Source organism: Pseudarthrobacter sp. H2, assembly GCF_050157045.1.
Classification (GTDB): domain Bacteria; phylum Actinomycetota; class Actinomycetes; order Actinomycetales; family Micrococcaceae; genus Arthrobacter.
Genome location: NZ_CP189594.1, coordinates 1 through 23764, shown reverse-complemented (window position 1 = coordinate 23764; position 23764 = coordinate 1). Strand labels below are relative to the sequence as shown.

The following is a 23764-nucleotide window of genomic DNA, read 5'->3' as shown; positions in this document are numbered from 1 at the left end:
TGATGGCGCCGGCACCGGCCGGCGGAAAAGTGGATACAAGAGCCTTTCGGCCCGGCTTCACCCAGTGAAAGAAGAGAAAACGTGTTTCTTGCTATCCGCGACATCCGCTTTGCCAAGGGCAGGTTCGCCCTGATGGGCGGCGTCGTCGCCCTGATCACCCTGCTGCTCGTCATGCTCTCGGGACTCACAGCCGGCCTGGGCGACCAGTCAACCTCGGCCATTGACAAACTCGGCACCGTCAACGGCAGCGGCGTCCCGTCCAAGGCAGTGGACAGCATCGTCTTCGGCGCCCCCGGCACCAACGAGCCCAAGGCCTCCTTCACCGAAAGCGAAGTCACCGCCGCGCAGCTCGACAGCTGGAAGAACCGGGCCGGCGTCCAAAACGCCGAAGCCCTAGGCATCAGCCAAACCCGCTTCCAGGCCGTAGCCGGGGACACCGGATCGGGGACCGGCACCACCAACGTCGCCGTCTTCGGCGTCGCCCCGGACGGCCAGCTGGCACCCTCCCGCGTCACCGCCGACACCGTCGTGATCGGCAAAACCGTCGCGAAGGCCCTTTCCCTGAATACCGGGGACAAGGCCAGCGTCGGAGGAACCGAACTGACAGTCAGCGCCGTGGTCGAGGACCAGTGGTACTCCCACACCAGTGTCGTCTGGACCGCGCTTCCCACCTGGTCCAAGCTCGCCCACCTGACCGACCCGGAACAGCTCGGAACCGTCGCCGCCATCACCTACAAGGACGGCGCCACCGTGGACGAGGCCGCCGCCAACACCGCCGCCCACACCGTCAGCGCTTCCCGCACCGGATCCTTCCAGGCACTGGGCTCCTACAAGAGCGAGAACGGCTCCCTGACCCTGATGCAGGCCTTCCTCTACGGCATTTCCGCCCTGGTCATCGTGGCGTTCCTGACCGTCTGGACCGTCCAGCGGACCCGCGACATCGCGGTTCTCAAAGCCATGGGAGCCTCCGGCGGCTATGTCCTCCGCGATGCGATCACCCAGGCCGCGATCGTCCTGCTCGCAGGAGCCGGACTCGGCGGCGGGATCGGCGTCCTCGGCGGCTTCTTCGCAGCCCAGGCAGCCCCCTTCCTGGTCAACCCCGCAACAACACTCCTGCCCATCCTCGGAATCATCGCCCTTGGCCTGGCCGGCGCGGCCCTGGCCGTCCGCCGCGTCACCAAGGTCGACGCCCTCATCGCCCTCGGCGGCAACTAATCTCCAGCGGCCCGGCCCGGCCCGTCCCGTCCGCAGCCCCGCTACAGAATCCTCCCCGAGCACTTTCCGAAAGGAAACACCACCATGTCCTCCAGCCCCGGCCCCCTGAACCTCGTCAACGTCACCCTCGAATACCCGGACGGGGACGGAACCATCAAAGCCCTGGACACGGTGAACCTCACCGTCCGGGCCGGCCAGATGATCTCTCTCGTCGGGCCCTCCGGTTCCGGCAAATCCAGCCTGCTGGCCGCCGCCGCGACCCTCGTCCGCCCCACCCATGGACTGGTGCTCATCGGCGGCACCGACGCCACCGGGCTCGGCGACAAAGACCTCACCGCGCTGCGGCGCGAGAAAATCGGCATCATCTTCCAACAGCCGAACCTGCTCGCGTCCCTGACCGCCGCCGAACAACTCATCATCGGCGACCACCTGCGCGGAAAGTCCGTCAAAGCCGCCCGCGCCAAAGCTGCGGAGTTGCTTGACATCGTCGGACTCGGCTCCAGCGCGGACAAGCGACCGCACCAGCTCTCCGGCGGTCAGCGCCAGCGGGTCAACATCGCCCGCGCCCTGATGGGCGACCCCAAGGTCCTGCTCGTGGACGAACCTACCGCGGCCCTGGACCACGAACGTAGCGACTCCATCGTTCGGCTGCTGCGCCGCGTCACCGACGACTTCATGGTCGCCACTGTGATGGTCACCCACGACACCGAATTTGTCCCGCTGACCGACTCGGTGGCCACCATGCGCGACGGAAAACTCACCGCCCCCGTGCTGACGAAGGTCTGATACCCAGCATCCACCCCGACCTCGCGCAAGAACCGCGGCCCCTACCACGGGACCATCCCGGAAGCTCCCGCTTCCCACCGCCATCAAGCCAAGGACCACCTCATGAAAAAGATCTACTACGCCGCCCTTTCCTACATGATCGCCGGACTGGCATCCGGGCTGTTCTACCGTGAATTCACCAAAGCAAACGACTTCACCGGCGGCAGCCAGCTTTCCGTGGTCCACACCCACCTCCTTGCACTGGGCATGCTCTTCTTCCTCGCCCTCCTGGCACTGGACAAGCTCTTCAACCTCTCCGGCCTGCGCATGTTCAGCGTGTTCTTTTGGACCTACAACGCCGGCCTGGGCCTCACCACGGCGATGATGGTCCTCAGCGGCATCCTCACCGTCCAAGGCACTACACCCTCGGCAGCGATCGCGGGCATTTCCGGGCTAGGCCACATCGGCCTCACCACCGGCCTGATCCTCCTCTTCATCACCCTCGGCAGCGCGTCTCCGGCAAGGAAACCGCCTACGCCGAATTCACCCGCAGCAACTGACCTACTCAAGTGCGGGTGGCCGGGATGCCGAGATTGGTTGGGCCGAGCCGGACGATTCGTTGTGCGGCGGCGCGCTTGTCCTGGAGGAATCGGATGGTGAGGTCGATACCTTCGAGCTCCCCGAGCCAGCCTTTTGTTTGGGCGAGCTCGCGTCGCGCGATGAGATCCGTGTGGATCTCATCGAGGCGGCCGATCATGACAGGGTCCACCTGCAGCAGGTGGCATCGGATGCAGGCGTGTTCGTGTTCACAGGGAGTCGCGTATGGTCGTCCGCAGTTGCCGAGCTCGACTTTTCCGCTTATCGAAGTCTTCGAATTCGGCCCATTCGGTGGTGGTCGGGGTCCGGTATTCCCGGGCGGCCCGGGCCGCCCGGCGGTCGGCGAGGTGGGTCTGGTAGTGGCGGATGACGTCTTCCTGGAAGAGGGTCACGTAGCCGTGGGTGGTCTGCACGTCCAGATGCCCGAGGAGGGCTGCACCGATGTGGATTGGCAGGCCGTGGTTGACGAGGTCGGTGGCGAACATATGCGGAAGTCGTGCGGGGTAAACCGGCAACCGGCCAGCTCAGGCTGCTCGACTGCCAGGGCATCGCTGAGTTTGGCGAGTTCTACGCGCAGCGTCCCGGGATTGATGACCTCGGTGCGTTGCCCGATCGTGCGCTGGAACAGAAACGGCTGCGACGAAGTACTCTTCGACGGGATGACGCGCGAGTGGTTCCAGGACTCGATTGAGGCGAATGTCTGGAACGTCTGGGACTTCGCCATCGCCGTGATCCCGAGCATGCGCAGGCAGGGCGCGGCTGGATCGTCAACATCTCCTCCCGCCAATCCGGGCCACGCGTCGCCCCCCCCTTCGCCCCGCATCCTCTTGCCGGCTCCGTGCTCTACGGCGGCACCAAGGCGATGATCGACAGGATGACGACCGGCGCCGCCATGGAACTGCATGGCGACAGGATCGCGGTCAACTCGCCCGCACCCAACCGGGGCGTGGCGGCGGCTCACGCCGCGGCCGCCGTTCCCGGCCGGCCGTCCAAGCCGGAGGAGACCGTCGCCGAGGCGACCCTCGCACTGGTGACGGCCGATCCCTCGGTGCTCACCGGCCGGGTCGCGTACAGTCTGCCTCTGCCTAAAGAGCTCGGTCGTGCGGTGTACACAGCCGACGGGGCTGCCCTCCTGCCGGGCTGGCAGCCAGACGACCTCGACGAGTCGGACTTCCTGACCGATTATCTGCGATTCAATCCGCCCGGCAAGATCCCGGCGGAGCTGCTGAACCGGGGCGGCGCCGCGCCGCATCAGTGCCGGTGACGGGCGGGAGATGGTGATCGTCTCCGGTGACGGCAACGGCAGGGCCTTGGGTGCGGATCGCACCAAGCCGGACGTCCCGAAGGCATGGTTTTCGAGCTGTCATCGTGCAGAACACGATTGGGCGTGAATCGTCCCTGAGTTTCCCTAGGACACCAGGCACAAGAAGTGCTAACGTATCAAGCAATTGCTTGGTTAGTTATGGGGCCCTTCTCGGACCACGGCTGACCGCGCACTGCATGGAGCAACTGGAGACGAATGAACTGATCCCGCCCCTGGCTACTACGGGCCGGGCGAGCGGCCCATTGCCCCATCCGACGTAGCCTCAATCTGAACCGCGAGCAGAAGGAATCAACCTTGCCAGAAGCACGGATCGTCATCGTCGACGGAGCCCGAACCCCCATCGGCCGCTATGGCGGCAGCCTCGAGTCGATGCCGGCACACGACCTCGGTGCAATTGCCGCCCGTGCGGCCCTCGCGCGCAGCGGTGTCGAACCGGATGGGATCGACGAAGTGATCATGGGCTGCATCGGGCAGGTCGGGCCGGACGCCTACAACGCCCGCCGGGTGGCGATCTCCGCCGGGCTGCCGGTGCAGACACCCGCCTTCACCGTGAACCGCCTATGCGGTAGCGGGCTGCAGGCGATCTGGTCGGGTGCTCAGCAGCTTCAATGGGGCGGAGCGGACGCGATACTCGCGGGTGGCAACGAGTCAATGTCTCGGATGCCCTTTCTGGATTTCAACGCCCGCAATAACGGACGCCTCGGCGACCGGGCCCTCGTCGACGGCACTGTGGCTATGTTGACCGATCCGTTCAGCGGCCAGCACATGGGTGCGACCGCAGAGAACGTCGCCGTGAAATACGGCATCTCCCGACTCGAACAGGATCAGTTCGCGGCGGAAAGCCAACGTCGCGCCGGGACGGCGGAGGCGCGTGCCGCCTTCGCGGAAGAGATCACCCCGGTCGAGGTCGATGGCCGCAGACCGATGACGGTCACTCTCGATGAGCACCCACGCACGGACACGACGCTCGAAAGCCTCTCCGCTCTTCGACCTGCGTTCCATGAACAAGGCACCGTGACAGCAGGCAATTCATCAGGCATCAACGACGGCGCCGCGGCGGTCGTGCTAATGAAGGACGAACGCGTCCGGGAGCGTGGCCTCCGCGGTCTCGCAACACTCGAATACGTCACCACTGCAGCACTCGAGCCCGAACTCATGGGCTACGCCCCGACCATCGCTTTGCGGAAGCTGCTCGCCGAAACCGGCCTGACACCCGCAGACATCGGCACGGTCGAACTCAATGAGGCCTTCGCATCTCAGGCAGTCGCCGTCATCCGCGACACCGGCTTAGATCCCGAACGCACCAATCCATACGGGGGAGCCATCGCGCTCGGCCACCCGGTCGGTGCGACCGGCGCCATCCTACTGCTGCGTGCCGCGAAAGACCTACAGCGACGCAACCTCGACTATGGCATCGTGACGATGTGTATCGGCGGCGGACAGGCTCTCGCCGCCCTGATCAAACGGTTCGACGGATGAGGCGGGCGATCGACACGGTCGCCGTTGTCGGGAGCGGCGCGATGGGTCGCGGCATCGCCGAGGCCTGTCTGCGCAGGGGACTCACCGTCATACTCCACGACGCGAGTCCGACCGCGCTCGACACAGCGTGTAACGCGCTCGCGGCTTCACTCCAGCGAGCGGCAGCGAAGGGCCAACTCACCCCCGACGATGCAGCCCAGGTTCTTGAGCACTTGGTTCCCTCCGAGGAACTCGCGGGAATCCACGCGGCCAATCTCGTCATCGAAGCAGTTCCTGAACGACTGGAACTCAAGCTCGCTGTTCTCCGGAACATCGAGACTAGCGTCTCCGCTGAAACGATCATCGCGACCAATACCTCATCGATACCCATCACGAGACTCTCGCTACCCTTCGCGGATCCCTCACGATTCTTAGGACTGCACTTCTTTAATCCAGTTTCAAAGATGCCCCTGGTGGAGGTGATCTCGACAATGGAAACTGACGATAAAGTACAGAACACGATTGAGCTTTTTGTTCGTGACCAGCTCGGCAAAACGCCTCTGGTTGTCACAGACCGACCTGGATTTGTCGTCAACGCCCTCCTCATTCCATTCCTCCTGTCGGCAGCAAGAATGATGGACAGCGGCTACGCAAGCGCCGAAGCGATTGACGAGGGCATGACGCTCGGCTGCGGGCATCCGATGGGCCCACTCAAGCTGTCAGATCTGGTCGGCCTGGATGTCGTCTGTGAGGTCGCCGATGCCCTCTATGACGGGACAAAAGATGCAGCCCTGATCGTGCCGAATAACCTGCGGCGTCTTCTGGAGCGGGGCCACCTCGGGCAAAAGTCCGGACGAGGCTTCTATTCCTATACGTAGGTCGTCTATTCCGCGCTAGAAACAGGCTGCGTCCAGAACGGGCTGGACGAGAGATATACCGAATCATCCCTGAGTTTCCATAGGACACAAGAGACCAGCGCTGATCTCCCAATCAATGGCGTGGTTGGTCTGCCCTCCTCTCAGCACAACGGTTGGAGTTGGAATGAATATCACGGATCATGAGATGCCCGTCAACGCAAACACCGACCTTGGATAGCCAGTGCTCGATGTCGGAGATGCTCCTTGGGGCGGCCAAGTACCTCCGGGTGTAGAAGACGCTGCGGGTGCGGTGGGCGATCGCATAGATCCTCGCGTCGTCGTCACCGCGCGGCCCCCCAGCGGGTGATGAAGGATTCCAAGTCATCCCAGTGCGTGTACCTCCGGGCTATGCGGTTGCTTTCGACCTCGAGTCGGGTCATTAGCTCGCTGCGGTCCGGGGCGCTCCCGCCTTCCAACACCTGATCGATGAGGGAATTTCCCGAACGCCGCAGAGCCGCACCGGACCGCCGAGGGCCGCTGGGCACCAGCGTTATTCAGGATGGTGAGCAGCGTCAGGACCCCCGTTTTCAGCACCACGCCCCCGCGCGCGCGGCCGACTGCGGTGGTGAAGTCCCGCGCCGTCCACTGCGCAAGGACTCCGTTCAGGAGCTAGATCAGTGCCGCCTTCTGTTCCGCTGATTCCGCGTTCAAGCCTCGGTTCCGCCGTCTACTCGCAGCACGACGCCGGTGATGAAGGCGGCCTGTTCCGAAAGCAGGAAAGCGGTTGCGTTGGCAATGTCTTCAGGTTGTCCCAGGCGCTTCATCGGGATCTCAGCGGCGTAGGCGGACTTGGCCTCGGTAGGCAGGGAGGCCAGCGCGGCGGTTTCAATGGCGCCGGGGGCCACGGCGTTAACGCGGATGCCTTGTTCTGCGGTTTCCTTGGCGACGCTGCGGGTCAAGGAAACCACGCCGTGCTTTGCGGCGCCATAGGGGGTCAAATGCGGGGTGGCGCTGATGCCTGCCAGCGAGGCGATGTTCACGATGGAACCACGTCCCTGCACCAGGAAGTGGGCGATCTGGGTCTGCATGGCCAGAAAGGTGCCGCGCAGGGTCACGTTGATGGTGCGGTCCCAGTCCGCGGCGGTGATCTCCTGCACGGGCTTGGGCATGGCTCCTACACCGGCGTTGTTCACTGCCATGTCCAAGCGGCCGAAAGACTCGATGGCGAAGGGAACCAGCATTGCCGACTTTTTTCGGGAAGCTGAGAAACGCCAGTCAGTAGGGGAAATGCCGAATATCTTCGACAGCTCTGAGAGAAATACTCCCGGAGATGCTCTTGGAGGAAGTCTCCTCAATACTGTCCCCGGACGCCCAACCAGCGTTTATCAGGATGCAGTTCGCATTCTGCTCCTGATAGCGGCAGCAGCTGAACCTCTCGGGACACGCCGCCCCGAGGATGCGCCCGCCGAAGCGGTTGCCATGCTGCACTCTCAAGTCTTGCTCCAGAAGCTGGACTTCTGGCTCCGCAACCCTGATTATCTCGCTGACAAGCTTATTTCACGCTTCGAACGCGAAGGTAACCAAGAGGATCTCGATCTAGTGCGGTGACCTGAAACGTTAGGGGCAATGCCGTTCACTTAGAGTAGTTGTGTTAATCTTTCGGCATGGCGCGTAGCGGATGGGTGACTCCCGAGGGTCCTGAGCGGTTGAGTGACCACGTCTCGCTCGGTGTTTTGACGCGGGTTTTCCCGCCGGATGTCGTTGATGCGGTGATTGGGCGGACCGGGGCCCGTGAGCAGCGGAACCGGTTGCTGCCGTCGCGGTTGATGGTCTATTACGTGATGGCGCTGGCCTTGTTTTCGGCCGGTTCGTATGAGGAAGTGATGCGGTCCCTGCTGGCCGGCATGGAATGGATCACGGGCCGGTTCCGGGACTGGCAGATGCCGACGAAGGCCGCGATCTTCAAGGCCCGGACCCGCCTCGGTTCCGCCGTGATGGCCGAACTGTTCGCCGAGACCGCGAAGCCTCTGGCACTCCCGGGCGGTCCGGGATTCCACGGCTCCTGGCGGCTGGTGTCCGTGGACGGGACCTGCCTGGATCTGGCGGACACGGAGGCCAACGAGCGCGCGTATGGCAGGCCGGGCACGGCCACGGATCTGAAAAGCGCCTACCCGCAGGCGCGGGTGCTCGGCCTGGTCGAATGCGCCACGCACGCGGTGATCGGGGCCGTGGTCTCCGGCTTTTCCACGTCCGAGCACGACCTCTATCCGGGCCTGCTCCACCGGCTGGAGGCGGACATGCTGGCCATGGCCGACCGCGGGTTCTTCTCCTACACGGCCTGGAAGGACAGCTCCGGAACCGGTGCGCAACTGCTGTGGCGGGTCAAGGCCAACGCCGTGCTGCCCGTGCTCGAGGACCTGGCCGACGGCTCCTACCTCTCCGCCGTCTACGCGAACCCGAAGGCACGGCGGAACAACACGGACCCCATCCGGGTGCGCGTGATCGAATACACCGTCAGCACCGGCGACACGAGCAGCGAATTCCGGCTGATCACCACGATCCTTGACCCGCACGCCGCCTCCGCGGAGGACCTTGCCGAAGCCTACGCCAAACGCTGGGAAATCGAGTCCTGCTTCGATGAACTCAAAACCCACCAGCGCGGCCCCGGGACCGTGCTGCGCTCCAAAACCCCGACGGGGTCCTGCAGGAAATCTACGGATACCTCTGCGTGCACTACGCCATCCGGTCCCTCATCGGCGACGTCGCCCACCACTTCGAGGAAGACCCCCTGAGGTTCTCTTTCACCCGCACCCTCCGGGCAGTACGGCGTTCCCTCGCCGCGCGCCCGGCTTTTTCCCCCTGAGCGTCTGGCGGAGGCCTTCACGGTCTTCTGCCGCGAAATCCTGCATGAACTGCTGCCCCCGCGCCGGCCAAGAACCAACCCCCGCGTCATCAAAAGGAAAATGTCGAACTGGCCACTCAAGCGAATACCAAAAAAGCCTAAGTAAACAGTATTGACGTTAGGGGTGTTTTCTCATGCCGCTTTCGCGGTGTCGTGGCGGCCCCACCGGTGGCCCTTCTCGCTGCGGATGCGGGCGCGTTCGCGGCGTTGGGCTTCCAGCACGTCGGGGTGGCGGGCGTGGTCGTTGCGCCAGCGCAGGTATTCGTGCAGCCGCCGGGTCTGCACCACGTGGTTAGGGTGGACCGAGTTGGCCAGGGTGAATTGGCGCAGCACCCCGAAGTGCGCCTCGATCGGGTTGGCCCAGGACGCGTTGGTCGGTGTGAAACACAGCTCCACGCGGTGGCGGGCGGCCCAGCGCCGGATCCGCGGGGTTCCGTGGGCGGAGAGGTTGTCCAGGATCACGTACACCGGTTCCCCGTCCGGGAGGTGGCCCCGGATGCTCTGGAGCGCGGTGAGGCTGTTCGCCCCGCCCTTGTGCCGGTGGTTGATGCCCCACAGGGTGTCCTCCCCGACTGAGTAGCAGCCGTGGAAGTACGTCACGCCCTCGGTGCGGTGGTAGGTCGCCGGCAACCGGTCCGGCCGCCGTTCCGGGGCCCATCCGGTGCCGGGTGTGGGGCGGATCCCCAACGGGCCGAATTCGTCGAAGGCGAAGGTGCGTTCCGGGTGCTGGTCGAGCGCCTCCTCGATCCGCTCCAGTTTCGCCTCGATATCGGGGTCGGTGGAGTCCTTCCATGTCGAGGTGTGCTGGAAGGTGATCCGGTGCCGGTGCAGCAGGGTCCGCAACGACTCCCTCCCGATCCGGACCGGATGATCAGGATCTTCGCGCAGATACCCGGCGAGCTTGCGCACCGACCAGTGCGTGATGGGCGTGCCCGCCACGCACGGGCGGGACAGGGCCGTCGCGGCGACGAGATCCTCGTCGCCGTCATCGAGCAGGCGGGGACGGCCTCCCGCCCAGTCAGGGTCCAGGCAGTCCAGCCCGGACTCGAAAGAAGCGGTGGATCACCGCCCGCACGGTGTCCTCGTCCGCGGCAACCAGGCGGGCGATCACCGGCACCGTGTTTCCTCCCGCCGAGGCCAGGATCATCGTGGCACGCCGCCACCGGATCGCATTGCCTCCCTGCTTCGACTCACCCCGGCGCACGATCCGTAGCAGCCGCTCTCCCTCCGCCGGACTGAGCCGGCGCACCTTCACACGTTCAGCCATACTTCCAGCGTGGCACGACTTTAAACACCGTCAACCTTTGCGGTCACCGCACTAGCGCGCCAAATTCTGGAAAGCGACGAACCAGAAGTCCGTTCGTACCAGATGCTTCGCCACCTGTTCGGCGCCTACGAACCACTCGATGAAGCCTTATCGGTTCTGCGTACGCCCGGCCTTGTGGTTCGCCGCAAACGGGGTAATCCGGGACACACCACCCAACACGACTACTACCTCACGACGTCTGGAAGAGATACGACACAGAAGATCGTTGAAACGGTCCCAGAGTTGATCTATTACGTCGAACGGTCGAAACTCGTCGCCGACCTTGCTGCCGGTCGACGAGGCAGCGCACTTCGCGACATCCAGTACCTCCACCCTGAATACTCCGATGCCGAAATCGGGACAGTCATCGCTGGCATAACCGATCGGGCAAGAGAACGTCTGAGAGACGCCCTGCAAACTACTGAAGAAAGGAATAAGCAGTGAACGAAGGCACCCCGACGACCCTCGTAGAGCGAATTGCCGCATCGGCTTCGTGCCCGGTCCAAGCCGTCGAACAGACACTGAACGACTACAGCCTTAACCTCACAACCACTAACCGGCGGCACCGAAGCCTCCGCCTTGACCGTCTCCGCATCCGGGGTGACAAGGCTGGTGAAGTCGAGCCAGGCAGTATCGATGAGACCTTCATGTTCGACCTCGGCGTCACCGTCATCGCAGCCGGCAACCTCCGAGGCAAAACCGGCATCCTCGAAGTGCTTACGCTGGTGCTTCGGGGTGAAGGACGAAACCTCCAAGCAGACGTGCTCTCGTGGCTCAAAGCGATCTCACTTGACGTCCACATCAACGGCCAACCAATTGGCTTCCGGCTTTCACTCGACAACTCGGAGATCACGCAGGGCCTCATTCTGGCAGGAACGTCCGGGGACTTGGCCGCAAGCGACGACTCAACCGCAAGCAGCGCCAATGAACTAGCCCGGGGTTTTCATCAATGTTGGGCTGAGGGGTGTGTTTAAGAGACGAAAAGGTGCTCTGACAAGGGAAAATAGGGGTGTCTACGCCGTTATTTCCGTGTCTTGAAGGAGCACCTTTTCGATGCACCAGCCTACCAAGGTTTTCCCGTCCGTCCCGGTCACTTTCACCGGCCAGTCTCTGGTCTCCCATGCCGGAGGACGGATCCTGACGTCATTCATCGACGCCCTCGGGTTCCGGGATCTGTGCGAGGACCGGCTCGGGCAGTTCGTGCCCGCGATGGCCTCGCACCGGCCCGGGAGGCTGCTCGGGTCGCTGGCGGTGATGCTCGCCGCCGGCGGCGAGCATGCCTCCGACCTGGACATCCTGCGCTCCCAGCCCGGCGTGTTCGGCCAGGTGCCCTCGAACGCGACAGTCTCGCGGTTCTTCGAACGCACCGTGAAGAACCCGGACGTCTTCGATTACGGCTTTTCGACCCTGGCCAAGGAACTGCGGACCCGGGCCTGGGAAGCCGCAGGGGACCGCAGCCCCGCGGTGAAGGCGACGGCCGCGGACCCGCTGCTCATCGACCTCGACGCCACACTGGTGACCTCGCACTCGGAAAAGGAACAAGCCACCGGAAACTACAAGGGCGGGTTTGGATTCGCCCCGTTCACCGCCAGCATTGATTACGGTGCCGGCAGCGGCACCGGGGAGGAACTCGCGGTACTGCTGCGCCACGGCGGGGCAACCGCGAACAACGCCGAGGACCACATCCGCATCTTCGAGGCCGCCATCGCCGTCCTGCCCGACGCCCTCTACGGTGAGGACGAGGAACTGGACGGGGAGAAGATCCTGGTCCGCACCGACAGCGCCGGCGCGTCCCGGAAGTTCCTCTGGTACCTGCATTCGCGCGGCGTGCAGTTCTCCGCCTCGTACCCGGTTCCGGTCGGCAAGGCCCACATGATCGACTGGATCAACGACAAGAAATACTGGCAGCCGGCCCTGGACCAGGACGGGGTCGAACGCGACGACGCCTGGGTCATCAACGCCACCCAGGTGATCCCGCTCCAGGACTACCCGCCCGGGACGAAGATCTTCCTGCGCGCCGAACCGCTGCACCCCGGCGCGACACCGACCCTGCTCGACATCGACGGTCACCGTGTGACAGCGTTCCTGACGAATGCCCCGCGCTGGCACGGACCTTTTCTGGATGCCCGGCACCGGGCCCGCGGCCGGGCCGAGAACCGCATCAAAACCCTAAAGAACACCGGGCTCGGAAAGCTCCCCTTCTTCGATTTCGCCGCCAACCAGGCCTGGGCCAACCTCGCGGTCCTGGCCGCGAACCTGGTCTCCTGGCTCCAGCTCACCGCCCTGCCCGACGGCCACAAGGCACGGGGCTGGGACATCAAACGCTGGCGCTACCGGCTCTTCGCCACCGCCGGGAAGATCATCACCCGCGCCCGCCGGAACCACCTGCTGCTGCCCGCCGCCGCGCCGGAGCAACCCCTCATCGCCGCCCTGCTCGAAGCCATCAGCCGGATCGCCGCGGCCGCGAACCGCCCCGCACCCCTGCTGCGGACCTGACACCACAGCCCCCCGGACAATCACGAGCAGGAAAGAAGAACACCAACGGGATCAGTGGAAACCCGCGCACCGCCCGGCGCCCCCGGGCCTTCAGCCACGCCCGAAATCCGATTCAGCCCGCCGGGACGGCAAAAACCAGGCCCGGCGCCCCGACCGCCATCCGATGAAAAATCCGGGCTAGCGCGCGCACAAGGCACCAACGAGTGGGCAGCACAGGTGGGCGCATTCATGATGACCCAACTCGGGTTAGTCTTTGTAACCCCTTGCGGGGGCGCCGTGCCGGCGTGAAAATGGGGACGGTTGCCCGCCACGCCGGTGCTTCCTTGGCGCTTGAGCCCGTGGATCAGTCAGGTGTGGGGCTTTGTTGAAGGGCCGCGCACTGTTGCCTTGAGCACGCCGATCAGATTATCAGCTTCCCTTATCAGCCCCCGGGCAACCCTTCAATCGCAGAATCGGTATCGGGAGGGAACTCTGATGAGTCAGGAAGGGACGCTGATCGAGGTCGCTGATGACGATCAGCCCGTGCAGCGGGTGGCGGCAATCGACGTCGCCAAGGCCAGCGGCATGGTCTGCACCCGGGTCCCGCATGGGAGCATCCCGGGCAAACGGGTGACCCGGGTATGGCAGGTATCGGCCACCACCAATGACCTTCTGGCTCTGGCCGACCAACTGGCAGCGGAGGGCATCGAGCGCATCGTGCTCGAATCCACCAGCGACTACTGGCGCCCGTTCTTCTACCTGCTGGAGGCGCGAGAGCTGCAGGTGTGGCTGGTCAACGCCCGCGACGTCAAGAACGTCCCGGGAAGACCTAAAACCGACGTGTTAACCGAACTAACCGGGTCCACCCGGGAGAACCGTGGGCGGCGCCGGTTTGCATCGGCTAGGTTCTGTTCTCATGGGCAACGAAGAGAACGTTCCGCGGGTACTGTCCGGGCTGGTGGTGCCGCCGTCGGGTTCGCTGGAGGCAACCGGGAACCCCTTCGAACCGTATCGGCTGGTTGACGGCGCCGGAGAGACGATAAGGCCGGCGGCGGCATTCTTCGCCGAGCTGGTGGCGTGCGGGCGGCCAGCGACGACGCTGCGGTCATATGGCATGGACTTGTTGCGTTGGTTTCGATTCCTGGCGGCCCTTGAGATGGTGTGGGATCAGGCAACCCGGGTCGAGGCGCGTGATTTCTGCCGTTGGCTGCAGGTGGCGCTCAAGCCGGTGCGACCGCATTGGCGGTACCCCGATGGTGGGGGGCCGGGTTCCGACGCGGGGCACGGAGCGGATAGGGGGACTCCTGGGCCGGGCAAGGCCCCGGACGGCGACCGGTATGCCGCGGTAACGGTTGCGCATTGCGAGAGCGTTTTGCGTGGCTTCTACGATTTCCACCTGGAAGCGGGCACCGGACCGATGCTCAACCCGTTTCCCCTGGCCCGCGCCCGTGGAGGCACCCGCGCGCGGGCGCATCACAACCCGATGGAACCGTTTTCCGGGCAGCGCCGCGGCCGCTATCGGCCCAAGGTCGTGACCCGGGCCCCACGGGCGATCCCCGATGACCAGTTCGATAAGTTGTTCGCGCAGCTGGGCTCGCACCGGGACCGGGCGCTGGTCGCGTTCTGGGTCTCGACAGGTGCCCGGGCCTCGGAGCTGCTTGGGGCCACGGTGGCTGACGTTGATCCCGGGCAGCAATTAATCACCGTGCTGCGCAAGGGCACCGGTGCGTTACAGCCATTGCCTGCCGCGCCGGACGCGTTCCTCTGGCTGCGTCTCTATCAAACACAAGTGTCGGACCTGGTTCCGCCGGGCAGGGACGAACCGTTGTGGTGGACGTTGCGGCGCCCGTTCCGTGCCTTGACCTATGACGCGGCGCGGGCGATGTTCGATCGGGCGAATGCATCGCTGGGCACGGACTGGTCCCTGCACGACCTTCGCCACATTATCTCTGCTTAGTTCCCGTGTTGCGATAAGCCTTTGAGGTGGGCGCTCCCTCGGTGTCTGGGCTTTGCGTCACGGTGTGTGGTGTTTCTATTGTCAGCTCTGTGATTATGAGTTTCTTCTCGTCGCGGGGCTGGGAGTCCTGGGATATCGAGTACAGGCCGGTGATCCCGGAGGGGATGCCGGTGCTGGTCGATGACGACTTGCTGTTCGAGGACGGTCCGGCTGCACCGCGGCCGGCTGCGGTGGTGAACCGGTGGCTGCGCGAGCTCCCGGTCAGCGGGGCCCCGGCACCGAGTTCATGGGAGAACTACGCGCGGGCGGTGAAGGAGTGGGCGGAGTTCCTCGCCGTGCACGGGATCGCGTTGTTCGACTCGCGGGAGCGGCTGAAGGCCGGGTTGAGCCGGTATGCCGAGCATCGGGCCGCGGGTCCGGTGAAGGGCAGGTTCGCGGCGACGACGTGGGGCCAGCATATGAGCATTCTGTCGCTGTTCTACCGGTGGGCGATCGATGAGGGGTATGCGGCCGCCGAGCCGTTCACCTACCGGTCGGCGCGGGCGTTGTTCGCCGGCACCGGACGGGAGGTGAAGGTGAACCTGGCGGTGCGGCGTACTCCGAAGCCGCACGTGACTATCAAGTACCTGGAGCCGGACTTCATCGAGCTGTTCCGCAACGGCCTGCGCGGGCTGGCACCGGACGGCTCGCCCGACACCGGCTTCGCTGGCCGGGAGATGCCGCGCAACGCCGCGATCGGCGACCTGGCGCTGGCCACCGGGCTGCGGCTGGCCGAGTTCACACACCTGCTGCCCTGGGAGATTCCCGCGCTGCCGCCGACACCGACGACTGTGCCGATCCCGTTCCCGGTGCCGGCCGGGATCACCAAGGGCCGCAAGCCGCGCACCACGTGGACCTCCTACGATGCGCTGGCATCCGTCCACGACTACATGGGCCTGGACCGGGAGGCCGCAACCGCCGGCTCGGCATGGCGTCCGCCGCGACGCTGGGGCGAGCCGCTGCTGGTGAGCGACCCCGACGAGCGGGGCGGCCGGATCAATGGCGTCCGCCGGCCGTGGGCGTCGCTGACACCGGCGGAGCGGCGACGTCTGGTCGCGCCCGGGGGCGGATCGTGCCTGCTGGCGGTCAAGAGCGGCGGCGGCCCGTTCACAGCCTGGGCCACGGTGTTCGAGCGGACCTCGGATCGGATCCGGGCCCGGTTCGAACCCAGGTTCCCCCACGTAAACCCCCATCGGCTTCGCCACAGCTTTGCCATGAGAACCCTCGAGTACCTGGTCAGCGGGCACTACCGGGCTGCCGCACGGCTGGCGAAGGACGCTGACGCCGACGCGGCGCTGGTGTTCTACCTGTCGAAGGCCGACCCGCTGCTGGTGCTGCGCGATCTCCTCGGCCACTCGACTGTCTTGACGACGGAGAAGTACCTCAAGCGCTTGGACACCACACGGATCTACCGGCACGCTTACGAGGCCGCCGGGGCGGAGGCGGGGATCCTCGACGCGGCCGCGGCCGAGCGTGAGTCCGATGCGGAGTTTGACGAGCAGGACCAAGCCTGATGCCCACGATGGTTCTCGATGATCCGCTGGGCGTGGTCTGCGTGTTCAGCGACGGTGACACGGCCGAGTTCTCGCTTGAGGGCCTGCCCAACCCGCGCCTGGCCAGGGACCTGGCGGTCGGCTTGGTGGAGCTGATCCATCCGCACGGCACCGTCGATTCGGCAGGCTCGGTCGTTCACTATGTCCGGGCTCTGCGGCGTATGGTCCTGGCCGTGGCAGAGGGGGGCTTCATCGGCGGTGCCGGTGACCTGCGCCGGGGCCAGTTGGCCAAGTTCTGGATGGCCGGTCCGACCCATCTGGAGGCGCAGACCCGGGCGTTGGTGGAGGGGTTCGCCCGCTCCGGCGGCGTCCTGGGCGAGGGGGTGCTGGAGTTGGCCGCGGGACGCCACTTCAACATCCAGCCGAACCGGCAGGCGTTGCCGCCCTACCCGGAGGCCGAGTGGGACCGGTTGGCCTCGGCATGCCGGACGCTGGTCGAGGAATCCTACGCCGCGCACCGCAGAGCCCTGCTGTCAGTGGCCGCAGGCCGACACCCGGCCGAAGGCGGTTGGACAGCGGAGAACTTCTGTTGGCTGCTGGCCCGCAGCGGCCCGATCAGCACGCCGGGCTTCGCCGCCGCGCTGGGCGTCACCTACGACGCTTTCCGCAGCCGCGGCGGCACTGTCCTGTTCCACCAGGCCGTACAGGCCGCGTTCCCGCACCTTGATGCACTCATCGCCTACCGACTGCTGTTCGGCGTCTACTCCGGGATCGTCCCGGACGGTATCGCGGACCTGGGCGTCGGGGATGTCGACTGGGCCGGTGACTCCACGGTGCTGCTGTCCTATGTCAAAGGCCGGACTTCGACGGAGAGCCTGAACCTGCCGCGGGCCGCGGTGCGGCTGCTGGAGCAGTGGCTCTCACACTCGGCGTTGCTGCGGGGCCTGGTTCCCGCCGCCGAGCGCGACAGGCTCTGGCTGGGAATGAGCCTGGTCGGCAATGCCCGCCTGGTCCGGGATGTTGACCGCGTCGCTATCCAGCGCTGGGTCCGCCGCCGGGAGGTCTTCGGCTCGGACGGGCAGCCGTTGAAGATCCACCGGTCGCGGATCCGCACCACCTACCACGCGGTGCGTGACAAGAGCACCTGGAGCGGCAGCGCCCGGGCCACGATCGATCCCAACCACACCCCGTCGGTCGAAGGCGACCACTACCTGACCGCCACGACGCCGGCGCAGCGGCACCTGGTCGAGACGATCGTGGAGGATGCCCAGCACGACATCCTGCGCCGTGCTCACCCGCCCACGGTGATCACCGAGGAGGACGCGGCTGCGCTGGCCAGGGACTACCCGCAGCTGATGGCCGGGCTCGGCCTGGGCGACGCCGCGATTTCCGAACTGGTCGGCGGAGCCCGGGACGTGTTCACCGCAGCCTGCGGCGACCAGCTCTCCGGGCTGCACGGCCCGGCGGGCAAACCGTGCCCGGCCCGTCCCTGGGTCTGCCTGCTCTGTCCGCTGGCGGTGTTCGCCCCGCGCCACGCGGCGAACCTGCTGCGCCTAAAGGCATTCTTCTCCCGCCAGTGGCAGCAGATGCCCGCCGCCCAGTTCATGGCCGTTTTCGGCCCCTATGCCGTCCGGATCAGCCAGGTGCTGGACCGCTTCGACCCCGCGGTCGTGGCCGCCGCGGCAATCGCCGTGGCCGGCGCCGACGAGGAGATCCCGCTACGTCCCGAGGAGCGCACCACATGAGATCCGCCGTTTCCCCCATCCAGGCCGATGACCGCCGGGCCGCCCCGTTCACCGGCTCCGACATCTGCGGCGAGGCCGGCTTGACACTCCCGCCCGACACCTACCGTCCGGTGTTCGAGGAGGACCTCTGGGACTTCACCGACGTCGTCGGCCTCCCGGTCGACATGGCTCTGGCCAACCGGCGCTTTGACTTCGCCGCGATCACCGATCCGCGATGGCGCATGGTCGCCAAGGAACTCGTCCTGGCACTGCTGGCCCCGCGGCACGAGGCCGTCGCGCTGCTGCCACGGGCCTACCGCACGCCGCTGCACCTGCGCAGCTGCAACGGACGCCTGAAGGAAATCACCAGGTTCTTCGCCTGGCTCGCCCAGCGCGGGCTGCCCAGCCTGGAACACTTGGAGACCGCCGACTGCGAGGCCTACCTGGGGCATCGGCGCTACATCGTCGATGACGAAGGCGTCGTCGTCGGAGAGCAGAGCCACGGCATCCGACGCACCGCCGCCCAAGTCATCGTCGATCTGGTCAACTACCGGGAGCTGTTCACCGCCGACCGCGTCCGGACAGACCTGCGGCCCTGGGGCGGGGCCACGGCTTCGGCGGTCGCCGAGATGCCCTCGGGCCGGACAGGGAACGCCACAGAGCCGGTCCCCGACCACGTCCTGCAGCCGATACTCGCCGCGGCCCTGCACTTGGTCGGCGTGCTCGGCCCGCACGTGATCGAACTGCAACAGCAAGTACGCGCCGTCGACCGCGTCTCCTCGCTCAAGGCAGCCGGCCTGCGCCACAGCTCCCCGTCCTTCCCCGAGGACATCAAGGCCGTGCTGGCCCAGTACACATCCGCCGGCACGGGGCTCCCGATGATGGAAGACCACGACATCGCCGCCCGGATCGCCGACGGCTGGGCGGCCGAGGACCCGCTGCTGCCACTGGCCACCGGAGCGCTGGCCAGGACGGCCGGTTATAGCCAGTTCTGGGCCCGGTGGATCCCGACCATGCGGGGGCCACTGGAGCAGGCGGTGGCGTCGGTGGGGGTTGAGAAGGTGTTCGGACGCGACGCGGCCGACACCCCGGCCGCCGACGGCTCCGGCACGCTTCCCTGGACACTCCCGCTGCACCGGTCCCAGGCCGTCGCGCTGATCGGAACCGTCCGCACCGCTTCGATCATCGTCCTGGCCGCGGTCTCCGGGATGCGCGCCTCCGAGCTGATGGCCCTGCGCGTCGGCTGCCGCCGCCCGGTCGAGGAACCCATCCCCGGCCTGCACCGCTTCCGGATCGCCAGCAAGATCGTCAAAGGTCAGCCCCTGGGCGGCACCGACGACGAGTGGATCGTCATCGAACCGGCCTACCGGGCGGTCGAGCTCGCCGAACGGCTGCACGAGGACGCCCACGACGGGGCGCCGCTGTTCGGGCGCTTCGCCTTCTCGGTCCGCTACGCCTGGTTCCGGGCCTGGGTCAACTCCCCGGCCGGGGCACGGATCGGCCTGGACCCGATCCCGGAAGGCCGGGTGAACCTCAGAATGCTCAGGCGGACACTGTCCTTGGAGATGGCCTACCGGCCCGGCGGCGTCCTCGCCACCAAGATCCACCTGAAACACATCGCCGTCGCCACAACGGAGGGCTACAGCTCTCGCCCCGGCGGCGCCCAAGCCATGCTGTTAGCCGAGGTCAACAAGAATGAAGCCGACCGGAACCTGGAGCTGGTCCTGGCCGAGTTCCGAAACTACCAGCAGGGCATCCTGCCGGCAGGACCCGGCGCCCGGGCCCTGACAGAGTTCTTCGCCAGCATCGACGGCACCCCTAATGAGGGCTCCGCCCCGGCGCCGACGATCCAGCGCAACGACCGCGACATCCTCAACCTGTTGAGCAAGCGGGCGAAGGTGCTGCACCTGGGGCCGGCGAACTACTGCTGGTTCACCGACCCCTCCCGGGCGCTCTGCCTGAAGCTGGCCGGCACCCCTGCCGCGACGCGGCCGCTAGCCGGAATGTGTGACTCGGCCCGTTGCCCGCAGGCCACCCACCACCTGGCCCACCGCCCGGTATGGGCCGAGCACGCCGCAAGCACCAAGGCGTTCCTCGGCCAGCTCGGCAAGACCCGCACCGCCGAACGCACACGTCTGAGCGGCGACTACGACCGGGCCCTGCGCGTCATCGCCGAGATCGACGTCGCTTCGTCCCAGATCACGAAGGAGGACGACGCGTGAGGATTACTGCCGCGGCCCGCACCGAGAACGAGATGCGCATCCGCGCCGCCATGGACCGCCTGCTGCGCGGCGAGATCCCGCCCGGCGGGAACTGCGACATCAAGACCCTGGCCCGCGAATCCGGCGTCGACCGAACCGCCTTCTACGGCAGCCGCCCCTACGCCCACCTGCGCGCCGAGTTCGAGGACCGACTCAAGCGCCTTCAGGACACCGGGACCACCCCGACCCGAAGATCGCGCAGGTCGATCGACTCAAGACTGAGAACGCCAAGCTCAGGGACCGTCTCACACAGGCGGAACAGGCCATCGCAGAACTCGGCGACTTCCGCGGCAAGACCCTGGCCCGTCTGGCCGCGCAGCACGAGGAGATCATCCGACTCCGCGCCGTCGCCGACACATCGAGCCGCGTCGCCCGTCTCCCGGTACGCCGGCGAAGACCCCATCGATCGGACCATGCTGAGCTGCCCAGCCGACCCGACAGCATCTGCGCGACAGCGACTCCGCGCCACACGGGTACTCACAACGCGTCCGCAATGTGATCTCTGTCATGGCGTCAGCGGTCGAATGCAACACGCTGGACGATCCACGTCACCATCACATCGTCCTTAACGAACCCGGACCAATGACCACACAAACCCGACCGCACACGGCCTCTGCGGACACAAGCCACACGGCCGCCTACCGGATGGCCCAGGATCCGAAGATGCCGTTGACCGACGTGCAATGGGTCCTGGGTCATGCATTTTTATCGACCACGCAGCGGTATCTGAACCCGGTGACCGAGGACGTGATTGCCGGAGTGCTTGCCTTTCATGCCCGGCAGCTCCTGCGTGACCCGGCGCCCCCGCCGGCACCCGGTTACCGGCCCGAAAGCCTGCGGATCCTCTTCGGAGGGAACCAGCCATGACGGGCAGCGAACAATTACTCGCCCCGCCGGTGGCCAGCGGTGCGGTGACGGGCAACGCAGTGGGGCAAACCGGGGCGCAGCTGATGGCCGCGTTCCCCGCCCGCGAGGTCGGCCCGTCGTGGCCTTCGACCTGTGATGATCGTTCTGCGGTGCTGGCCCGCGTGCTCGCTGCACCGTTCAGTTTGGAGAATCCGAACAGCCAGCGGATTCGCCGGACGGGAGTGCTGGCTGTCCTGGGCTGGCTGGCCGATTTCCCCGGCGGGAACTGGCAGCAACGGTGGCAGGCCAGCGGCGCGGAGGCTGCGCCCGACTGGCGGGACTTGTTCATCGGCGAGGCCGCCGGCCGGGGGCGGAACGCTCCTGGTGAGCCGGCACCCCACCTGAGCATCGGCCTGATGGTGTTGATCTGCGCTGATGTGATCCGTCCGGGCCTGGACTGGCTGTTGCGTTTCGCCCCGGCGCGCCGGGGATTGGCCCCCGAGATGGCCCGCACCCGCGACAGCAAGGCGTTCGCCGACTTGAACCAGGCCTGCACCGACGCGCACCTGGAACCGCAAACCAGCCAACAGGCCCTGACTCGGATCGCAGTCATCATGGCCGCCAAGGGAGGCCCGATCTCGGCGGTGAGGGTCGGAGACTGCGTTGAGCTGCTTGCGACCGTCACCGGTATCGGCACCAGTACCCGGCTGCAGACAAACGCGCGCAGCCCGCTGTTCTATCAACTGCTGCGCCACCATGTCTGGGGCGAGGATGCGCCCGCCGCCATTGAAATGTTTTCCGGCAACGGGCAACCGACGTGCGAGCAGCTGATCGACCGCTACAACATCAAGTGCCGACCGGTCCGGGACGTGCTCGTGGATTACCTGCGGGAACGCCAGATGGCGATGGACTTCTCCTCATTGCAACGCACCGCCTACCTGCTGGGCAAATTGTTCTGGGCCGACCTGGAAGCCCACCAGCCAGGGATCGATTCACTGAAGTTCTCGTCCGAGGTCGCCGCGTCATGGAAAAAGCGGGTCATGACCCGTGCCCGCACCAGCACCTCTGCCAACGGGGAGCAGATCCAAAGGACGTCGGCACGGCTGGATGGACGCAGCGTCTTTTCTGCCGTGCGCGCCTTCTACCTGGATCTGGCCGAATGGGCCGATGACGACCCTGCACGGTGGGGTCCGTGGGCGGTGCGTTGCCCGGTCAGCGCCACCGATGTCTCCCACAAAAAAGACCGGTTGGCCCGTAAATCACGCACGGACCAACGCACCCGCGAACGGCTGCCGGTGCTGCCGGCGCTGGTCTCGTGGGTGCAGGCCGAACGGGCACGCACCAGTGACCTGCTCGCCGCCGGCGAACGCACCACTGCCGGTGAACTTTTCACCGCTGCAGGCCAAACTTTGCGCCGCACGGCCATGAAGACCGAAGCCACAGGCCGGGTCTGGGCCGAGGACCCGGAGGGCGGACCACGCCGCGATCTGACCTTCGGAGAGCACCGTGGTTTCTGGACCTGGGCCATGGTCGAGGTGCTGCGCCACACGGGCATCCGCATCGAAGAGCTCGGTGAACTCTCACACCACAGCCTGATCCAATACCGGCTGCCCGACACGGGGGAACTGGTTCCTCTTCTGCAGATCGCCCCATCCAAGACCGACGCCGAGCGAATACTGGTCATCTCACCCGAACTCGCTGACGTGCTCTCCCAGATCGTCTCCCGGATCCGCGCCGGGCAACCGCATGTTTCGCCGGTAGTGTCCTACGACAAAAACGAACGCGTCTACAACCAGCCCCTGCCCCTGTTGTTCCAATGGCGGCGGCGTCTGGACAACCGGGCAGTTTCAGAAACCGCGTTACGCACATACCTGGACCACGCGCTGGAGGAACTCGGCATCAAGGACGGCGCCGGCAGCCCGATGCGCTACACCTTCCACGACTTCCGCCGAATCTTCATCACCGATGCGATCATGCACGGCATGCCACCGCACATCGCCCAACTCGTCGCCGGACACCGCGACATCAACACCACCATGGGATACAAGGCCGTCTACCCCGAAGAAGTCATCAACGGCCACCGTGAGTTCATCGCCCGCCGCCGCGCGCTGCGTCCGAGCCAGGAATACCGCACCCCCACCGACGAGGAATGGTCCGAGTTCATCGGCCACTTCGAACACCGGAAGGTTTCCATCGGTGACTGCGGCCGCTCCTACGACACGCCCTGCATCCACGAGCACAGCTGCCTGCGCTGCCCCCTGCTGCGGCCCGATCCCACGGCCAGACCCCGCCTGGCACAGATCCGCGACAACCTCATCGACCGCATCGCCGAAGCCGAGTCCCACCGCTGGCTCGGAGAAGCCGAAGGCCTCAAAGTCAGCCTCGCAGGGGCCCGAGCCAAACTTGCCGAAATGGACCAAATAACCGAGCGCCGAAACACGACCCAACTCGGCATGCCCACCTTCACCCAAGCCGCCGGCCGCACCAACATCAGCCCACCCGACCCCAGAAACGGCCCGTAATACGGGCGATTTTCCTGGAATTT

The 23764-nt window shown here is 66.0% G+C and carries 22 protein-coding genes and 1 pseudogene; 18 read left to right on the top strand and 5 right to left on the bottom strand.

Annotation, left to right across the window (positions count from 1 at the left end; translation table 11 throughout):
* Window positions 1-81 precede the first annotated feature (81 nt).
* The 3 genes from ACQCSZ_RS00115 (at window position 82) to ACQCSZ_RS00105 (ending at window position 2640) form a co-directional block, all read left to right on the top strand.
* Window positions 82-1215, top strand: coding sequence for an ABC transporter permease (locus ACQCSZ_RS00115; RefSeq protein ID WP_427006150.1), 1134 nt, complete (start codon window positions 82-84; stop codon window positions 1213-1215).
* An 84-nt stretch (window positions 1216-1299) separates the two neighbouring features.
* Complete coding sequence (locus ACQCSZ_RS00110) at window positions 1300-2001, top strand: ABC transporter ATP-binding protein (protein WP_427006149.1); 702 nt, start codon at window positions 1300-1302, stop codon at window positions 1999-2001.
* Between the two features lie 102 nt (window positions 2002-2103).
* The gene (locus ACQCSZ_RS00105; protein ID WP_427006148.1) at window positions 2104-2640 is read left to right on the top strand and encodes a DUF2871 domain-containing protein; all 537 of its coding nucleotides are present in this window, start codon (window positions 2104-2106) and stop codon (window positions 2638-2640) included.
* A gap of 146 nt (window positions 2641-2786) precedes the next feature.
* Here ACQCSZ_RS00105 and ACQCSZ_RS00100 read toward each other — a convergent pair whose 3' ends face one another.
* Window positions 2787-3062 (bottom strand): hypothetical protein, encoded by a 276-nt coding sequence (locus ACQCSZ_RS00100; RefSeq protein ID WP_427006147.1) that lies wholly within the window; start codon window positions 3060-3062, stop codon window positions 2787-2789.
* Between the two features lie 353 nt (window positions 3063-3415).
* On the opposite strand from ACQCSZ_RS00100, the gene ACQCSZ_RS00095 reads away from it, so the two are divergent.
* The 3 genes from ACQCSZ_RS00095 (at window position 3416) to ACQCSZ_RS00085 (ending at window position 6237) form a co-directional block, all read left to right on the top strand.
* Window positions 3416-3841: a hypothetical protein gene (locus ACQCSZ_RS00095; RefSeq protein ID WP_427006146.1), complete on the top strand. Its 426-nt coding sequence runs from the start codon at window positions 3416-3418 to the stop codon at window positions 3839-3841.
* A 354-nt stretch (window positions 3842-4195) separates the two neighbouring features.
* Entirely contained in the window at window positions 4196-5380 is a 1185-nt protein-coding gene (locus tag ACQCSZ_RS00090; RefSeq protein WP_427006145.1) for a thiolase family protein, read from the top strand.
* Window positions 5377-6237, top strand: coding sequence for a 3-hydroxyacyl-CoA dehydrogenase family protein (locus ACQCSZ_RS00085; RefSeq protein ID WP_427006144.1), 861 nt, complete (start codon window positions 5377-5379; stop codon window positions 6235-6237). Before ACQCSZ_RS00090 ends, ACQCSZ_RS00085 begins: the two co-directional genes overlap by 4 nt.
* 686 nt (window positions 6238-6923) lie before the next feature.
* Here ACQCSZ_RS00085 and ACQCSZ_RS00080 read toward each other — a convergent pair.
* Entirely contained in the window at window positions 6924-7415 is a 492-nt protein-coding gene (locus ACQCSZ_RS00080; protein ID WP_427008448.1) for an SDR family NAD(P)-dependent oxidoreductase, read from the bottom strand.
* Window positions 7416-7437: 22 nt separating this feature from the next.
* On the opposite strand from ACQCSZ_RS00080, the gene ACQCSZ_RS00075 reads away from it, so the two are divergent.
* Together ACQCSZ_RS00075 and ACQCSZ_RS00070 are read left to right on the top strand one after the other, a co-directional pair.
* The gene (locus tag ACQCSZ_RS00075; protein ID WP_427006143.1) at window positions 7438-7824 is read left to right on the top strand and encodes a hypothetical protein; all 387 of its coding nucleotides are present in this window, start codon (window positions 7438-7440) and stop codon (window positions 7822-7824) included.
* A gap of 56 nt (window positions 7825-7880) precedes the next feature.
* Window positions 7881-9079: pseudogene (locus ACQCSZ_RS00070) on the top strand (IS4 family transposase).
* A gap of 171 nt (window positions 9080-9250) precedes the next feature.
* Here the strand turns inward: ACQCSZ_RS00070 and ACQCSZ_RS00065 are convergent.
* Window positions 9251-10114, bottom strand: coding sequence for an IS630 family transposase (locus ACQCSZ_RS00065; protein WP_427008447.1), 864 nt, complete (start codon window positions 10112-10114; stop codon window positions 9251-9253).
* Between the two features lie 22 nt (window positions 10115-10136).
* The gene (locus ACQCSZ_RS00060; protein WP_427006142.1) at window positions 10137-10385 is read right to left on the bottom strand and encodes a hypothetical protein; all 249 of its coding nucleotides are present in this window, start codon (window positions 10383-10385) and stop codon (window positions 10137-10139) included.
* A gap of 102 nt (window positions 10386-10487) precedes the next feature.
* Between ACQCSZ_RS00060 and ACQCSZ_RS00055 the strand changes: the two genes are divergently transcribed.
* From ACQCSZ_RS00055 to ACQCSZ_RS00020, 8 genes are all read left to right on the top strand, one after another.
* Window positions 10488-10868, top strand: a complete 381-nt coding sequence (locus ACQCSZ_RS00055) for a hypothetical protein (RefSeq protein WP_427006141.1) — start codon at window positions 10488-10490, stop codon at window positions 10866-10868.
* Window positions 10865-11398, top strand: coding sequence for a hypothetical protein (locus ACQCSZ_RS00050; RefSeq protein ID WP_427006140.1), 534 nt, complete (start codon window positions 10865-10867; stop codon window positions 11396-11398). Before ACQCSZ_RS00055 ends, ACQCSZ_RS00050 begins: the two co-directional genes overlap by 4 nt.
* 79 nt (window positions 11399-11477) lie before the next feature.
* Window positions 11478-12920 (top strand): IS1380 family transposase, encoded by a 1443-nt coding sequence (locus tag ACQCSZ_RS00045; RefSeq protein ID WP_427006139.1) that lies wholly within the window; start codon window positions 11478-11480, stop codon window positions 12918-12920.
* Window positions 12921-13394: 474 nt separating this feature from the next.
* Window positions 13395-13922, top strand: coding sequence for an IS110 family transposase (locus ACQCSZ_RS00040; RefSeq protein WP_427006138.1), 528 nt, complete (start codon window positions 13395-13397; stop codon window positions 13920-13922).
* Window positions 13816-14856 carry a tyrosine-type recombinase/integrase gene (locus ACQCSZ_RS00035; protein WP_427006137.1) on the top strand — a complete coding sequence of 347 codons (1041 nt, stop codon included), beginning with the start codon at window positions 13816-13818 and terminating at the stop codon, window positions 14854-14856. Before ACQCSZ_RS00040 ends, ACQCSZ_RS00035 begins: the two co-directional genes overlap by 107 nt.
* A gap of 95 nt (window positions 14857-14951) precedes the next feature.
* On the top strand, window positions 14952-16409 hold the full coding sequence (locus ACQCSZ_RS00030; protein ID WP_427004859.1) for a tyrosine-type recombinase/integrase: 1458 nt from the start codon (window positions 14952-14954) through the stop codon (window positions 16407-16409).
* Window positions 16409-18133 (top strand): hypothetical protein, encoded by a 1725-nt coding sequence (locus tag ACQCSZ_RS00025; protein WP_427004860.1) that lies wholly within the window; start codon window positions 16409-16411, stop codon window positions 18131-18133. Before ACQCSZ_RS00030 ends, ACQCSZ_RS00025 begins: the two co-directional genes overlap by 1 nt.
* The gene (locus ACQCSZ_RS00020) at window positions 18130-20334 is read left to right on the top strand and encodes a hypothetical protein (RefSeq protein ID WP_427006136.1); all 2205 of its coding nucleotides are present in this window, start codon (window positions 18130-18132) and stop codon (window positions 20332-20334) included. The genes ACQCSZ_RS00025 and ACQCSZ_RS00020 overlap by 4 nt, the downstream gene beginning before the upstream one ends.
* Window positions 20335-20536: 202 nt before the next feature.
* Here the strand turns inward: ACQCSZ_RS00020 and ACQCSZ_RS00015 are convergent, their stop codons facing one another.
* Window positions 20537-20776: a hypothetical protein gene (locus ACQCSZ_RS00015; RefSeq protein ID WP_427006135.1), complete on the bottom strand. Its 240-nt coding sequence runs from the start codon at window positions 20774-20776 to the stop codon at window positions 20537-20539.
* 179 nt (window positions 20777-20955) lie between these two features.
* Here ACQCSZ_RS00015 and ACQCSZ_RS00010 point away from each other — a divergent pair, with 179 nt between their 5' ends.
* On the top strand, window positions 20956-21240 hold the full coding sequence (locus ACQCSZ_RS00010; RefSeq protein WP_427004864.1) for a hypothetical protein: 285 nt from the start codon (window positions 20956-20958) through the stop codon (window positions 21238-21240).
* A complete protein-coding gene (locus ACQCSZ_RS00005; protein ID WP_427006134.1) occupies window positions 21237-23741 on the top strand; it encodes a tyrosine-type recombinase/integrase in 2505 nt (834 codons plus the stop codon). The genes ACQCSZ_RS00010 and ACQCSZ_RS00005 overlap by 4 nt, the downstream gene beginning before the upstream one ends.
* Window positions 23742-23764 lie beyond the last annotated feature (23 nt).

Excerpts from the sequence above, each read along its gene's own strand:
- ACQCSZ_RS00010 (WP_427004864.1), top strand. The coding sequence starts at position 20,956 with ATGACCACACAAACCCGACCGCACACGGCCTCTGCGGACACAAGCCAC.
- ACQCSZ_RS00110 (WP_427006149.1), top strand. The coding sequence starts at position 1,300 with ATGTCCTCCAGCCCCGGCCCCCTGAACCTCGTCAACGTCACCCTCGAA.
- ACQCSZ_RS00015 (WP_427006135.1), bottom strand. The coding sequence starts at position 20,776 with ATGGGGTCTTCGCCGGCGTACCGGGAGACGGGCGACGCGGCTCGATGT.
- ACQCSZ_RS00055 (WP_427006141.1), top strand. The coding sequence starts at position 10,488 with ATGCTTCGCCACCTGTTCGGCGCCTACGAACCACTCGATGAAGCCTTA.
- ACQCSZ_RS00100 (WP_427006147.1), bottom strand. The coding sequence starts at position 3,062 with ATGTTCGCCACCGACCTCGTCAACCACGGCCTGCCAATCCACATCGGT.
- ACQCSZ_RS00020 (WP_427006136.1), top strand. The coding sequence starts at position 18,130 with ATGAGATCCGCCGTTTCCCCCATCCAGGCCGATGACCGCCGGGCCGCC.
- ACQCSZ_RS00040 (WP_427006138.1), top strand. The coding sequence starts at position 13,395 with ATGAGTCAGGAAGGGACGCTGATCGAGGTCGCTGATGACGATCAGCCC.
- ACQCSZ_RS00075 (WP_427006143.1), top strand. The coding sequence starts at position 7,438 with ATGGCGAAGGGAACCAGCATTGCCGACTTTTTTCGGGAAGCTGAGAAA.
- ACQCSZ_RS00025 (WP_427004860.1), top strand. The coding sequence starts at position 16,409 with ATGCCCACGATGGTTCTCGATGATCCGCTGGGCGTGGTCTGCGTGTTC.
- ACQCSZ_RS00060 (WP_427006142.1), bottom strand. The coding sequence starts at position 10,385 with ATGGCTGAACGTGTGAAGGTGCGCCGGCTCAGTCCGGCGGAGGGAGAG.
- ACQCSZ_RS00080 (WP_427008448.1), bottom strand. The coding sequence starts at position 7,415 with ATGGCAGTGAACAACGCCGGTGTAGGAGCCATGCCCAAGCCCGTGCAG.
- ACQCSZ_RS00030 (WP_427004859.1), top strand. The coding sequence starts at position 14,952 with ATGAGTTTCTTCTCGTCGCGGGGCTGGGAGTCCTGGGATATCGAGTAC.
- ACQCSZ_RS00045 (WP_427006139.1), top strand. The coding sequence starts at position 11,478 with ATGCACCAGCCTACCAAGGTTTTCCCGTCCGTCCCGGTCACTTTCACC.
- ACQCSZ_RS00035 (WP_427006137.1), top strand. The coding sequence starts at position 13,816 with ATGGGCAACGAAGAGAACGTTCCGCGGGTACTGTCCGGGCTGGTGGTG.
- ACQCSZ_RS00005 (WP_427006134.1), top strand. The coding sequence starts at position 21,237 with ATGACGGGCAGCGAACAATTACTCGCCCCGCCGGTGGCCAGCGGTGCG.
- ACQCSZ_RS00085 (WP_427006144.1), top strand. The coding sequence starts at position 5,377 with ATGAGGCGGGCGATCGACACGGTCGCCGTTGTCGGGAGCGGCGCGATG.
- ACQCSZ_RS00105 (WP_427006148.1), top strand. The coding sequence starts at position 2,104 with ATGAAAAAGATCTACTACGCCGCCCTTTCCTACATGATCGCCGGACTG.